The 13,443-nt window shown below is 65.0% G+C and carries 10 protein-coding genes; 8 read left to right on the forward strand and 2 right to left on the reverse strand.

Translation table 11 applies throughout. The features are described 5' to 3' along the window. Positions 1-2,790 (reverse strand): Rne/Rng family ribonuclease, encoded by a 2,790-nt coding sequence (locus tag IEV62_RS01150; RefSeq protein ID WP_229732743.1) that lies wholly within the window; start codon positions 2,788-2,790, stop codon positions 1-3. Between the two features lie 543 nt (positions 2,791-3,333). Here IEV62_RS01150 and IEV62_RS01155 point away from each other — a divergent pair. From IEV62_RS01155 to IEV62_RS01170, 4 genes are all read left to right on the forward strand, one after another. Continuing rightward, the gene (locus IEV62_RS01155) at positions 3,334-4,542 is read left to right on the forward strand and encodes an N-acetylmuramoyl-L-alanine amidase (RefSeq protein WP_188444931.1); all 1,209 of its coding nucleotides are present in this window, start codon (positions 3,334-3,336) and stop codon (positions 4,540-4,542) included. Between the two features lie 93 nt (positions 4,543-4,635). Further along, positions 4,636-7,182 carry a penicillin-binding protein 1A gene (locus tag IEV62_RS01160; protein WP_188444932.1) on the forward strand — a complete coding sequence of 849 codons (2,547 nt, stop codon included), beginning with the start codon at positions 4,636-4,638 and terminating at the stop codon, positions 7,180-7,182. 120 nt (positions 7,183-7,302) lie between these two features. Then, positions 7,303-8,430 (forward strand): peptide chain release factor 2, encoded by a 1,128-nt coding sequence (gene prfB / locus IEV62_RS01165; RefSeq protein ID WP_188444933.1) that lies wholly within the window; start codon positions 7,303-7,305, stop codon positions 8,428-8,430. Positions 8,431-8,459: 29 nt separating this feature from the next. Continuing rightward, positions 8,460-9,143 (forward strand): class I SAM-dependent methyltransferase, encoded by a 684-nt coding sequence (locus IEV62_RS01170; protein WP_188445017.1) that lies wholly within the window; start codon positions 8,460-8,462, stop codon positions 9,141-9,143. Here the strand turns inward: IEV62_RS01170 and IEV62_RS01175 are convergent. Then, complete coding sequence (locus tag IEV62_RS01175) at positions 9,140-9,556, reverse strand: JAB domain-containing protein (protein WP_188444934.1); 417 nt, start codon at positions 9,554-9,556, stop codon at positions 9,140-9,142. The two genes, IEV62_RS01170 and IEV62_RS01175, sit on opposite strands and share 4 nt — an antisense overlap. A gap of 120 nt (positions 9,557-9,676) precedes the next feature. Between IEV62_RS01175 and IEV62_RS01180 the strand changes: the two genes are divergently transcribed. The 4 genes from IEV62_RS01180 (at position 9,677) to IEV62_RS01195 (ending at position 13,204) form a co-directional block, all read left to right on the forward strand. Beyond that, on the forward strand, positions 9,677-10,471 hold the full coding sequence (locus IEV62_RS01180; RefSeq protein ID WP_188444935.1) for a thymidylate synthase: 795 nt from the start codon (positions 9,677-9,679) through the stop codon (positions 10,469-10,471). Then, positions 10,468-10,959 carry a dihydrofolate reductase gene (locus IEV62_RS01185; protein WP_188444936.1) on the forward strand — a complete coding sequence of 164 codons (492 nt, stop codon included), beginning with the start codon at positions 10,468-10,470 and terminating at the stop codon, positions 10,957-10,959. Before IEV62_RS01180 ends, IEV62_RS01185 begins: the two co-directional genes overlap by 4 nt. A 107-nt stretch (positions 10,960-11,066) precedes the next feature. After that, a complete protein-coding gene (locus IEV62_RS01190) occupies positions 11,067-12,266 on the forward strand; it encodes a dipeptidase (RefSeq protein ID WP_188444937.1) in 1,200 nt (399 codons plus the stop codon). Between the two features lie 8 nt (positions 12,267-12,274). After that, entirely contained in the window at positions 12,275-13,204 is a 930-nt protein-coding gene (locus tag IEV62_RS01195; protein ID WP_188444938.1) for a bifunctional riboflavin kinase/FAD synthetase, read from the forward strand. Positions 13,205-13,443 lie beyond the last annotated feature (239 nt).

Below are 13,443 nucleotides of genomic sequence, written 5' to 3' on the forward strand. Positions count from 1 at the left end.
TCAGGCCCCGAAGGTCCGCTGCCACCACCCGCGCCGCGGGCTGCCGGCTTCGCCCGGATCGGGGTCGATCGCACCATTCGGTGCTGCAGCTACCGTTGCTTCGGCCGGAGCCGCCGCGGCGGTTTCGGCGACCGGCGCAACCGCCGGGACCTCCGCTTCGGCTTCAACCGGGGCTGCCGCACCGGCCGCGGCAGCTTTCGGCTTGCGCGTGCGCTTGGGCTTGGAGGCCGGTTCTTCCGAAACCGGCACGTCCAACATCGCGCTGCTGGCTTCGGCCTCGGCCTCTCGTGGCGCAGCGTCAACGACCACATCCGCAACTGGCTTGGCTTTGGCGCGACGGCTGCGCTTCGGCTTGGCGTCGGCATCAGCGTCAGCCTGAGCCTCCGCTACCGGTTCGGCGACCGGAGCCGCTTTCTTTGCGGGGGCAGCCATCGGCTCGGCATCACGCGCACGCGGACGACGACGGCCCTTTTTGGGTGCCTCGACTTCGACCTCGGGTTCGACGACCGCTTCGCTGACCGCGACTACGGTTTCGTCGACCGGGGCGTCGGCCGCGGCTTCAGCGGTCTCGCCAGCAGTCTGCTCGCCTTCAGTGCGACGACCGCCACGGCGACCGCGCCGACCACGACGGCGACGACCACCTTCACCGCTGCCCTCGGCGCCTTCGGCCTCCTCGGACATGACCGGTGCTTCTGCACCCTCTTCCAGTTCGGCCGAATCGACGGTTTCAAGCTCTTCGCCCTCGACTGCGCTCTGCTCGCCCTCGGCACCCTCGCCCTCGGCACCCTCGCCTTCGGGCCGCGCGCGGCCACGGCGTCCGCGACGACGGCGACGGCGGCGCGAGCCGCCCTCATCGTCACCCGCCGCTGCCCGCTCGGGCCGGTCGCCGCGCGGCTCGCGCGGTTCGCGGGGGCCACGTGGCTGCTCGACTTCTTCTTCCTCGATCTCGTCTTCAATCTCGTCCTCGACGAAATCTTCCTCGATTTCCTCGATCGGTGCCTCGAAGCGCGGACGATAGGCCGGCGGCGGGCCGCCAACTTCGACCGACATGCGCGCGCCTTCCTGCTCGCCGTCGGGCGCGACTTCGATCATCACGCCATAGCGTTCCTCGATCTCGGCCAATTCCGCACGCTTGCGGTTGAGCAGATAGAAAGCCGCTTCCTGGCTCGCACGCAGCAACAGTTGCGATCCACGACCTTGCGCGGCTTCGTCTTCGAGCAAGCGCAGCGCCGACAGCCCCGAAGACGAGGCAGTGCGCACAAAGCCCGAACCTTCGCAATGCGGGCACGGCCGGGTCGAAGCTTCGAGCACGCCGGTGCGCAGCCGCTGACGGCTCATTTCCATCAGCCCGAAGGACGAGATCCGGCCGATCTGGATGCGCGCACGATCGTTCTTGAGCGCCTCCTTCATCGCCTTCTCAACCTTCCGGTTGTTCGAGCTGTTATCCATGTCGATGAAGTCGATCACGACGAGCCCGGCCATGTCGCGCAAGCGCAACTGGCGCGCGATCTCGGCGGCGGCCTCAAGATTGGTCGCGGTCGCGGTCTGCTCGATCGAATGTTCGCGCGTCGAGCGACCCGAGTTGATGTCGATCGACACCAAAGCCTCGGTCGGGTTGATGACCAGATAGCCGCCCGACTTCAACTGCACCAACGGGTGGTACATCGCGGACAATTGTTCTTCGACTCCGGCGCGCTGAAACAGCGGCACCGGGTCGCTATAATGCTTCACCTTGCGCGCATGGCTCGGCATCAGGAGCTTCATGAACTCCTTGGCGTGGCGGTATCCCTCCTCGCCCTCGACGATCACTTCGTCGATGTCCTTGTTATAGATGTCGCGGATCGCGCGCTTCATCAAGTCGCTGTCGCCATAGACGAGCGCCGGTGCCGAGGACGACAGAGTCGTCTCGCGGATTCCGTCCCACAGCCGCGCGAGATAATCGAAATCGCGCTTGATCTCGACGCGCGTGCGCTGAAGGCCAGCGGTCCGCACGATGCAGCCCATCGACGGGGGCAACTTCATGTCGGCCATGATCGACTTCAACCGCTTGCGGTCGCCCGCGTTCGAAATCTTCCGGCTGATCCCGCCGCCATGCGACGTGTTGGGCATCAACACGCAATAACGCCCGGCGAGCGACAGATAGGTGGTGAGCGCCGCGCCCTTATTGCCGCGCTCTTCCTTCACGACCTGGACGAGCAGCACCTGACGGCGGCGGATGACGTCCTGAATCTTGTAGCGGTGGCGCAAATTGGTGCGGCGTTCGCGCAGATCGTCGGCGGCATCGTCCGATGCGGTGCGCTTGCGGCGACCACGACCGCGCCCGCCGCGGCTTTCGCCCTCGGCAACGACTTCGGTGTCCGATTCAGCATCGCCATCGCCATCGTCATGCTCGATCGTGCGATCGTCGCCATCCGAATCGCCTTCGAAGTCGTCATCCTCCTCGTCGTCGTGCAGATCGTCTTCGGCATCCTGCTGGGCGCGCAAAGCAGCCTCTTCGGCGGCATGCTCGGCCTCTTCACGCAGCAACGCGTCGCGGTCTTCCTTGGGGATCTGATAATAATCGGGGTGGATTTCGCTGAACGCGAGAAACCCGTGACGATTGCCGCCATAATCGATGAACGCGGCCTGCAGCGACGGCTCGACGCGCGTCACTTTGGCCAGATAGATATTCCCCTTGAGCTGTTTCCGCTCGGCAGATTCGAAATCAAACTCTTCGATTCTGTTTCCCTTGACGACCGCGACCCGGGTTTCCTCCCGGTGCCGTGCGTCGATCAGCATACGCATTGTCATGTACTGTTCTCCGGTCGCGCGGCACAGAGCCTGCTTGCACTGGGCGTGAAGACGCCGGCCGCGCGTGATTGATGAGCGCGTCCGCTACGACGAAAGAGTCGCCGGGGCCGGACACGCGGGGTTTCACGAAAATTGCCTCTGCTCGCTTTGCACGCCCAGCCTTCCGGCTTGGGGAGACCGCCACGCTCGCACACCCGCCGGTCGAAACCGGTCGGAGCGAAAGGCGGGATACATGCATCATGCGAACGTCAACCTGGATAAGCCGTGCCCGAGAAACTCTGGGGCGGCCGAGAGAGACCGAAACGTCGCCGATACAAGGCGGTGAACGGATACCCTTTCCCACGTAGCACCGCATGGCCGACGCAGCAACCGGCACGTTTTTGCCGCCGACCGGCAATACCATGCCTACCGGCAAATTAACCGCACCCGGCAACGCGCCCTTGGGGGGAGACTACTTAGGTCGAAAGGATGAGCACGACCTCTTCCTCCCGCGCCCACCCTTTTCGCTTTACCGCTCCGCCATCCCGGCGGCATTACAGGGGCGTGTCGTTCATCCTCGCTTTATTGGCCTGCTGGTTTGGCGGTGCCCCCGCTTGGGCGGCGTCGGTCGAACGGATCGACGTCCACAGCGACCGCATCGTGATCCGCTTCGATTCGGCGGTGGGCGACGCGTCGAGCTTCGTGCTCGCGGCACCGCGCCGGATCGCGATCGACATCATTGGTGCGCAGCCCGGCGGGGCGATCGAGGCTGGCGGTGCGGTGACCCAAGTGCGCCAGGCCGCGCGTGGCAGCGGTGGGACCCGCGTGGTGTTCGATCTGGCGCGCCCGACTTTGATCACCGAGGGCGTGTTCGGCCCCGACGGGCGTGAACTTACGCTGGAATTGCAGACCGTCGACGATGCGACCTTCGCGCGCGCTGCCGGCGAACGCCGCCTGCGCTTCCTGCCGCCGTTCAACATGGGTCTGGTCCAGGCAACCGAACGCTACGCCGTGTCGGTGCCGATCCCGGCTGCCCCGCGCGATGCACGGCTGCCGCGCATTTACGGCGACGATGACAGCCGTCCGCTGGTGGTGATCGATGCCGGGCATGGCGGCGTTGATCCCGGCGCGATCTCGCCGCTCGACGGGCGGCGCGAAAAGGACGTGACTCTGAAAATCGCCAAGGCGATCCGCGACGAACTGATGAAGTCGGGCCGCGTGCGCGTGGCGCTGACTCGCGACGACGATCGCTTTCTGGTGTTGCAGGAGCGCTATGGCATCGCACGGAAGCTGCGCGCCGATTTGTTCATCTCGATCCATTGCGACAGCGTCGGGTCAGGAAATGCCTCGGGTGCGTCGGTCTATACGCTCTCTGAGGTCGCCTCCGACAAGGAATCGGCGAAGCTGGCAGCGCGCGAAAACAAGGCCGACATCATCGCCGGCGTCAATCTCGGCGCAACTTCGGCCGACATTTCCTCAATCCTGATCGACCTGACGCAGCGCGAAACGATGAACAATTCCGCGAGCTTCGCGCGGCTGCTCGGGCGCGAGGCGCAGCCGCTGATGCCGGTCAAACCGAACTTCCACCGCATGGCATCGCTGATGGTGCTCAAAGCCCCCGACATGCCCTCGATCCTGTTCGAAACCGGCTATATTTCCAATCCGCGCGACGCCGATTTCATCGACAGCGCCGACGGGCGCCGCAAGATCGCGCAAAGCATCGAACGCGCGGTCGAGGTCCACTTCGCGCGGCGGATGGCGTCGAACAACTGACGCTCCCCTTACCCGAAGGCGGAGCGGCACATCGTCGCGCAGGACGAACACACGCTGGCAACGCGCGCGAAAGTTGCTAGAGCCTCACACCCTATGACCGCGTCCGACGATACAACCGTAAAATTCCGCATTCGCCGTGAGATGGACGGCTTCCGCGGAGTCGTCGCGCGCTGGTGGGCGCGCTGGTGGGTCAAGACGCTGGCGGTGCTCGGGGTGCTGGCGCTCATTGGCTATGCGATCTTCTGGTTTGTCTTCGCGGCCGGCCTGCCCTCGGTCGATACGTTGCGTACCTATGAACCCCCGCTGCCGACCAACGTCCGCGGGGTCGATGGCACGCCGATCCACAGCTACGCGCGCGAGCGGCGCGTCGAACTCAGCTATGAAGAATATCCGCCGCTGCTGGTCCGCGCCTTTCTGGCGGCGGAGGACAAGACCTTTTTCGAGCATCACGGGGTCGACTATCTCGGCATCGCCAATGCCGCCTTCACCAATCTGACGACCAAGCGCCGCGCCGCCGGTGCCTCGACCATTACGCAGCAGGTCGCGAAGAACCTGCTGATCGGCAATGCGCAAAGCTATACCCGCAAGATCAAGGAAGCGATTCTCGCTTACCGGATCGAGGATACGCTGACCAAGCAGCAAATCCTGGAACTGTACCTCAACCAGATCGCGCTTGGCCGCAACGCCTTCGGAGTCGAAGCGGCGAGCTATGCCTATTTCGGCAAGGATCTGAACCAGCTCGATCTGGCGCAAATGGCGTATCTCGCGATCCTGCCCAAGGGGCCGTCCAATTACGACCCGGTCCGCCACACGCAACGTGCGCTCGACCGTCGCGCTTATGTGTTGCGCGAGATGCTCAAGAACCGCTTCATCACGCAAGCGCAGCATGATTCGGCGATGGCCGAACCGCTCGGCACCGTGCCGCGCCAGACGCCCAAGACCGAAACCGCCGGCAGCGGCTATTTCGTCGAGGAAGTGCGACGTCAGTTGCTCGACAAATTCGGCGAAGATCAACGCGCCGGGCCATACAGCGTCTATTCGGGCGGGCTGTGGGTGCGCACCTCGCTCGACAATAAACTGCAGGACTATGCGCAGACCGCGCTGCGCCAGGGGTTGCTGCGCTTCGAAAGCGGGCGTGGCTGGTCGGGGCCGCTTGGCCATGTCGGAATTGACGGGGCAGCATGGCAGAGCGCCTTGCTCAACACCAATATCGGGCTCGATTACGACAATTGGCGCGCTGCGATCGTCACGGCGCTGGGCAGCGAGAGTGCCGAAATCGGCTTTGCCGATGGCAGCACGGGCGCGCTGCCACGTTGGGGTGCCCAGATGCCCGTGCGCGGCGAGGGCGGAACGGCGTTTGCGGCGCTCAAGCCCGGCGACATCATCGCGGTCGCACCCGAGGGCGGGGCGTTCGCGCTGCGCTCGGTCCCGAAAGTCTCGGGCGCGTTCGTGGTCGAGGAGCCGCAGACCGGGCGCGTGCTGGCGATGCAAGGCGGGTTCGATTTTCGCATCCAGGCCTTCAACCGCGCGACGCAAGCGCTGCGCCAGCCGGGATCAACGATCAAGCCGATCGTCTATGCCGCCGCGCTGGAAGGCGGGATGACGCCGGCGTCGATCATCGTCGATGGGCCGTTTTGCGTGTTCCAGGGCGCGCGGCTCGGCCAGAAATGCTTCCGCAACTTCGGCAATGTCGGCGGCTCCGGCTCGCACACGATGCGCTGGGGCGTCGAACAGTCACGCAACCTGATGACGGTCCGTGCCGCCGCGACCACGGGCATGCCGCGGGTGGTGGCGCTCATGGACCGGATCGGCATCGGCAAATATCCGCCCTATCTGTCTTTCGCGCTCGGTGCGGGTGAGACGACGGTGTCGCGCATGGTCAACGCCTATGCGATCCTCGCCAATCAGGGGCGGTCGCACCCCTCAACCCTGATCGATTTCGTGCAGGACCGGCACGGCAAGGTCGTGTTCCCGACGAATTGGCGCGCGTGCGACCGCTGCAACGCGCCCGACTGGAACGGCAAGCCGATGCCGCGGCCGGTGTCGGGCGGCAAGCAGATCGTCGACGCGATGAGCGCCTATCAAATGGTCCACATCGCCGAGGGCGTGATCCAGCGCGGCACCGCGACCGTGCTGCGCGATCTCGATCGGCCGATGTTCGGCAAGACCGGCACCAACACCGGGCCGACCGATGTGTGGTTCATTGGCGGAACCCCGCAAATGATCGGCGGGCTGTATATCGGCTATGACACGCCGCACTCGCTCGGTGGCGCTGCGCAAGGCGGGACGATCGCCGCGCCGATCTTCAAGGCGTTCGCCACGAAGGCGTATGAAGGCTTGGACAAGCTGCCGTTCCGCGCGCCGGCGGGCATCCGCATGGTCCGCATCGATCGCGCCAGTGGCAAGCCCGTGTTCGGCGCATGGCCGAGCGACGATCCCAAGGCGGCGGTCATCTGGGAAGCGTTCAAGCCCGAGAGCGAGCCGCGCCGCGCCGTGCGCCGCGACCTGATCCTACCCGATCCGGCGGCCGTTGCGGCAGCCGCCGCCGCGGCGAAAACGCGTGCCGCGGAGCAAGCGCGGCAGCAGAAGGAAGCGCGCCGCGACAGCGATTTCTTGCAAAGGCAGGGCGGCATCTACTAGCGGTGGCTTTCAACACCTATGGTTGTCATCCCCGCGAAAGCGGGGACCCATCTCGCAGCGATGGGTGAAGGGTCCCCGCTTCCGCGGGGATGACACCGGAATTTAAGTTTGGAGTAGACGATGCGCGCCGAAGCGCAGGCCCATATCGATTCGATCAAGGACGCGCTCGCCTTGCTCCGCCGGTTCCTCGACTGGGACCGTGCGCTGCGGCGGCTCGACGAACTCAACGCGCGCGTCGAGGATCAGGCCTTGTGGAACGACCCCAAGGCCGCGCAAGTGGTGATGCGCGAACGGCGGCGGCTTGATGAGGCGATTTCCGCGACGCGCGCGATCGAAAGCGAGCTGAACGATACCGCCGAACTGATCGAGATGGCCGAGGCGGAGGGCGATACCGAGATGGAAGCCGAGGGCGTCGCCGCGCTCGCAGATCTCGCGCGCCGCGCCGACACCGACAAGGTCAAGGCGCTGCTCGCCGGCGAGGCAGATGGCAACGACACCTATATCGAGGTGAATGCTGGCGCGGGCGGCACCGAGAGCCAAGATTGGGCCGGAATGCTCAGCCGGATGTATTCGCGCTGGGGCGAACGCCACGGGCTGAAAGTCGAGCTGATCGACCAGCATTCGGGCGAGCAAGCCGGAATCAAATCGGCGACGCTGCTGCTCAAAGGCGAGAACGCTTATGGCTATGCCAAGACCGAAAGCGGCGTCCACCGTCTGGTGCGAATCAGCCCGTATGACAGCGCCGCGCGCCGTCATACGTCGTTTGCGAGCGTCTGGGTTTATCCGGTCGTCGATGACGACATCAACGTCGAATATAATGAGAGCGACTTGCGTATCGACACGTACCGCGCAAGCGGAGCGGGTGGCCAGCACATCAACACGACCGATTCGGCGGTGCGCATCACGCACATTCCGACCGGGATCGTCGTCCAGTGCCAGAACCAGCGCAGCCAGCACAAGAACAAGGCCGAAGCGTACAACCAGCTCCGCGCGCGACTGTACGAACGCGAACTGGCGATCCGCGAGACCGCGGCCAATGCCGAGAATGCCGGCAAGACCGACATTGGCTGGGGGCATCAGATTCGCAGCTACGTCCTCCAGCCGTATCAGATGGTCAAGGATTTGCGTACCGGCGTCACCTCGTCGAGCCCGTCGGATGTGCTCGACGGCGATCTCGATGCGTTCATGGCGGCGGCACTGTCGCAGCGCGTGACCGGCGAGACGGTCGAGGTTGAGGACGTCGAGTGAGCAAGGCTCGAGCCGCCCTCCTTGCCTTCATGCTCCTCGCCGCATGCGACGGCGGGCAGCCGCGCGTGCCCGACACGACGCAGCAGGTCGGCCCCTTCCCTGCCGCCGACCGCCCGGTCGCCGCGATCATCTCGTCACGCTGGTCGACAGAGGAAGCACGCGACCGCGTCAACGAAGCGGGCGAGGTGATGAACAAGGCCGGGATCAAGCCCGGCATGACCGTCGCCGATATCGGCGCGGGTGAGGGCTATTACACCATCCGCCTTGCCAGCCGCGTCGGCAAAAACGGACGCGTGCTCGCCGAGGACATCGTCGCCGACGTTCGCGATACATTGGCTTTGCGCGTCACGCGCGAACGGCTCGAGAATGTCAGCGTCCGGCTCGGCGCGCCCGCCGACCCACGTTTGCCCGCCAACAGTTTCGATCGCGTGCTGATGATCCACATGTACCATGAGATCGACCAGCCTTACGAATTTCTGTGGCGGATGCGCCCTTCGTTGAAACCCGACGGCCTTGTCATCGTGGTCGATGCCAACCGCCCGACGCGCAATCACGGCACACCACCTGCGCTGCTGCGCTGCGAATTCGCCGCCGTCGGCTATGCCGAGGTCGCGCGCTATGACATGCCATCCGCCGGCGGGTATCTCGCCGCGTTTCGCCCGACCGGCGCCCGGCCCGAACCCGGCACGATCAAGGCCTGCCGGCTGAATTAAAGCAGCCCGCGTCGACGAAAGCTTTCGCACCCGTCGCGCGCCAGCACGAGATGGTCGAACAGCCGCACCCCGACCGGATCGAGCGCATGCGCAAGGCGACGGGTAAAGGCATAGTCGGCATCGCTCGGCGTGGGATCGCCGCTGGGATGGTTGTGCGCCATCACCACCGTAGTGCAATCGAACGCAAGCGCATCGGCAACGATGTCGCGGATGGGAATCATCACCGCATCGGCCAGGCCAGAGGGCACATGGCGCATCCCGAGGAGCCTCCATTTCGGATCAAGATAGGCAAACACCGCGACCTCCTCGCGCACCATGGCGATCGGCTCGAACAAGGCGATCGTAGCACCCAGCGGGCCACTTTCAAGCGCGGCGAGGCGCGCCAACGGCAAGCGAAAATAGGGTGGCTCCATGCCCTTGCGAATTCCGCAAAGTTGGGGGCAGCGATACGCAAACATCATCCGAAATGACGCGAACCTGCGCAAACACGGTGGCAGTTGGCGCGGCGATGACGGATCGCTACACGGGTGGCCATGCAAGAATATCTCGACCTGATGCGCCGCGCGCTCGACCATGGTACCCCTCAGATGGACCGCACCGGCACCGGCACGCTGTCGGTGTTCGGCCACCAGATGCGATTCGATCTCGCCGACGGTTTTCCGTTGCTCACCACCAAAAAACTGCACGTGCGTTCGATCATCATCGAATTGCTGTGGTTCCTGCGCGGCGACACCAATGTCGGCTGGCTCCGCGATCGCAAGGTCAGCATCTGGGACGAGTGGGCCGATGAGGCGGGCGATCTCGGCCCGGTTTACGGCAAGCAATGGCGCGATTGGGAGACGGCGGATGGCCGCCATATCGACCAGATCGCCGAGCTGATCGACCAGATCAAAACCAACCCCGCTTCGCGCCGCCAGATCGTCAGCGCGTGGAATCCGGGCGATCTGCACGCCATGGCGCTCGCCCCGTGTCACTGCCTGTTCCAGACCTATGTCGCGAACGGCAAACTCTCGCTGCAATTGTACCAGCGATCGGCCGACATCTTTCTCGGCGTGCCGTTCAACATTGCGAGCTATGCGCTGCTGACGCTGTTGCTGGCGCAGCAATGCGGGCTGGAGCCGGGCGAGTTCATCTGGACCGGTGGCGATTGCCACCTCTACTCCAACCACCTCGACCAGGCGCGCGCGCAATTGACGCGGACGCCGGGCCCGCTGCCGCGGCTGGAAATCCTGCGGAACCCGGGCGCGATCGACGGGTATGAATATGAGGATTTCCGGATCGTCGATTATATCGCGCAGCCGCATATTAAAGCAGCGGTGGCGGTATGATCACGCTGGTGCTCGCACGCGCCGAAAATGGCGTAATCGGTCAGGACGGCACTTTGCCGTGGCATTTGCCCGCCGACCTCAAGCGCTTCAAGGCGCTGACGATGGGCAAACCGATGATCATGGGGCGCAAGACCTTCGAGAGCTTTCCGGCACCCCTGCCGGGGCGGCGGCATATCGTGCTGACGCGCGATACGGGCTGGGCGGCGGCGGGGGCCGAGGTGGCGCATTCGGTGGAAGCGGCGCTGGCGCTGGCGGGGGACGGCGATATCGCGGTGATCGGGGGTGCGGAGGTGTTCGAACTTTTCCGCAACATCACCGATCGCGCGGAAGTGACGGTCATTTGGCGAGCGTACGAAGGGGACGCGTTTTTTAACCTCGACCAAGCGGATGATTGGGTCGAAGAAAGCCGCGAGGACATATCCGCTAGCGGCGACGCGCCGGCTTTCACCTTTTTCACGCTGCAACGTCCAGTTGGCTGGACCGCTTAACCGTCACCCCGGCCTTGTGCCGGGGTCCACCGTGCCGCACACATCACGCACAAGGATTGCGGCACCGTGGATGCCGGAACAAGTCCGGCATGACGGAGGGTGATGGAATGATGCGCAAAATCCTGCTGGGCGGTCTCGCCGTCATCCTCCTCGCCGCCATCCTGTTCTTCACGCTCGCGCCCGGCATCGTCGAGCGCGGGATGAACAAGGTCGTCGCGATCCCGCTCAAAATTACCCCACGCGCCCAAGCTCTCAACGGCAAACTGCAGATCGCCGACATGCATGCCGACACTTTGCTGTGGCAGCGCAGCTTGCTGACTCACGCGGACCGCGGCCAGGTCGACCTGCCGCGCTTGCTCGCAGGCAATTACGCGCTGCAGGTCTTCTCCTCGGTCACAAAGACACCCAAGGGCCAGAATTACGACGCTAATTCGGGCGACACCGACAATATCACCGCGCTGACCATCGCCGATCTGCAGCCGCCGCGGACCTGGGGTTCGCTGCTCCAGCGCTCGCTCTGGCACGCACAGAAGCTTGATCGCTACGCCGCCGCGTCGAATGGGCAGCTGCGCGTGATCCGCACCGCCAGCGACCTCGACCGGCTGCTCGCCGACCGGGCACGCGGCAAGAAGGTTGTCGGCGGCATGCTGTCGATCGAGGGGTTACAGGATCTGGAGGGCAAGTTCGCCAATCTCGAAATCCTCTACCGCGCCGGGTTCCGCATGGCGGGCCTCGCGCATTTCTTCGACAATGATGTCGCCGGATCGATGCACGGCCAGGCGAAGGGCGGACTCACCCCGCTCGGCCGCCAAATCGTACGGCGGATGGAGGCGATCGGGATGGTCGTCGATATCGCGCATTCGAGCCACGCGACGATTGCCGAAGTGCTGGCGATGGCGCGCCGCCCAATCGTCGCGAGCCATGGCGGCGTGCAGGCGACGTGCAAGGTCAATCGTAACCTCACCGACGACGAGATCCGCGGGATTGCACGCACCGGCGGTGTGATCGGCATCGGCTATTGGGATGCGGCGATCTGTTCGACCAAGCCCGAAGCTGCTGCTGCTGCGATCGCCCACGTCCGCGATCTGGTCGGAATCGATCATGTCGGGCTCGGCTCCGATTTCGACGGCGCGGTGACGACCGGGTTCGATTCGAGCCAGATCGCCGCTGTCACCCAAGCCTTGATCGATCGCGGCTTCAGCGATGCCGACATTGCCAAGGTGATGGGCGGCAATGTTCTGCGGGTCTTGCGCGCAGGGATCGCCCCCGGAATCGACGCTGGCGCACCCGGCAAGCGCCCCGTATAGCCACCGCCATGACGCGGCTCGACGGCGGCGCGGTGGTTCCGGAACGCTTTCGCGGCGGGATCGTGGCGCTCGGTAATTTCGATGGATTTCACCTCGGGCACCAGGCGGTGGTTGGCCGCGCGATCGCACTTGCGCGCGCTGCGGGGCGACCCGCGCTCGTTGCGACCTTCGATCCGCACCCGGTGCGCCATTTCCGCCCCAAAACCCCGCCCTTCCGCTTGACGACGCTCGATCAGCGCGAGCGGCTGTTCGCCGAAGCCGGGGCCGATGCGATGGTCGTGTTTCATTTCGATGCCGCGCTCGCCGCGCAGAGCGCGGTGGACTTCGTCGACGACCGACTGCTCGACAAGCTCGGGACAGGCGGCGTGGTGACCGGAGCCGACTTTACTTTCGGCAAGGATAAGGGTGGCAACGTCGACGTCCTGGCCGAGCTCGGCCTGAAGAACGGATTTTCGGTCGAGACAGTGGGGCCGGTCGCGCTCGACGGCGCGCCGGTATCCTCGAGCCGGATTCGCGATTTGCTCAAAGCGGGCGACCCGCGCGGTGCCGCGGCCTTGCTCACCCGGCCGTTCGCGGTGGCAGGCGTCGTGCAGCATGGCGACAAGGTCGGGCGGACGATCGGCTATCCGACCGCAAATCTCGATATGGGGACGTATCTGCGCCCGGCCTACGGTATTTACGCCGTGCGCGGGCGGCTGCCCGACGGACGTGTGCTCGATGGTGCGGCGAATCTCGGCATTCGACCGACCTTCGATCCGCCAAAGGAGCTGCTTGAGCCGTATTTTTTCGATTTCAACGAGGATCTGTACGGTCAGGCGATCGAGGTCGAATTGATCGACTATCTCCGGCCGGAGGCGAAATTCGGTTCGCTCGAGGCGCTGACGGAGCAAATGGAGGCTGATTGCGCCCGCGCGCGGGTGGTGCTGGCGGAAGGCTGATCGCCACCGGCGACGCACATCGGCACGCAAAAAGGGGCCGACATTGCTGCCGACCCCCATTGCCTCGACCTCTACCGCTCCACCCGCGCCGCGGACGACGTAGCTTTCGCGTTTCGGTCGCCAGGGTCGGGTGCGATCCTCTTGCAAGTCTCAGCACCCGCGACCCTGGTGGCCAGCGTAGCGTCCGGGTTGCCCCGCCCACTTTGCCTCGGCATCGTTCCGGCAAAGCCGCCCTTCCC

This window comes from Sphingomonas psychrolutea (assembly GCF_014636175.1).
Taxonomy (GTDB): domain Bacteria; phylum Pseudomonadota; class Alphaproteobacteria; order Sphingomonadales; family Sphingomonadaceae; genus Sphingomonas; species Sphingomonas psychrolutea.

What these genes read in the sequence shown, in the direction of transcription:
- IEV62_RS01150 (WP_229732743.1), bottom strand. Translation starts at nt 2,790, where the DNA reads ATGACAATGCGTATGCTGATCGACGCACGGCACCGGGAGGAAACCCGG.
- IEV62_RS01160 (WP_188444932.1), top strand. Translation starts at nt 4,636, where the DNA reads ATGACCGCGTCCGACGATACAACCGTAAAATTCCGCATTCGCCGTGAG.
- prfB (WP_188444933.1), top strand. Translation starts at nt 7,303, where the DNA reads ATGCGCGCCGAAGCGCAGGCCCATATCGATTCGATCAAGGACGCGCTC.
- IEV62_RS01170 (WP_188445017.1), top strand. Translation starts at nt 8,460, where the DNA reads ATGCTCCTCGCCGCATGCGACGGCGGGCAGCCGCGCGTGCCCGACACG.
- IEV62_RS01175 (WP_188444934.1), bottom strand. Translation starts at nt 9,556, where the DNA reads ATGGAGCCACCCTATTTTCGCTTGCCGTTGGCGCGCCTCGCCGCGCTT.
- IEV62_RS01180 (WP_188444935.1), top strand. Translation starts at nt 9,677, where the DNA reads ATGCAAGAATATCTCGACCTGATGCGCCGCGCGCTCGACCATGGTACC.
- IEV62_RS01185 (WP_188444936.1), top strand. Translation starts at nt 10,468, where the DNA reads ATGATCACGCTGGTGCTCGCACGCGCCGAAAATGGCGTAATCGGTCAG.
- IEV62_RS01190 (WP_188444937.1), top strand. Translation starts at nt 11,067, where the DNA reads ATGATGCGCAAAATCCTGCTGGGCGGTCTCGCCGTCATCCTCCTCGCC.
- IEV62_RS01195 (WP_188444938.1), top strand. Translation starts at nt 12,275, where the DNA reads ATGACGCGGCTCGACGGCGGCGCGGTGGTTCCGGAACGCTTTCGCGGC.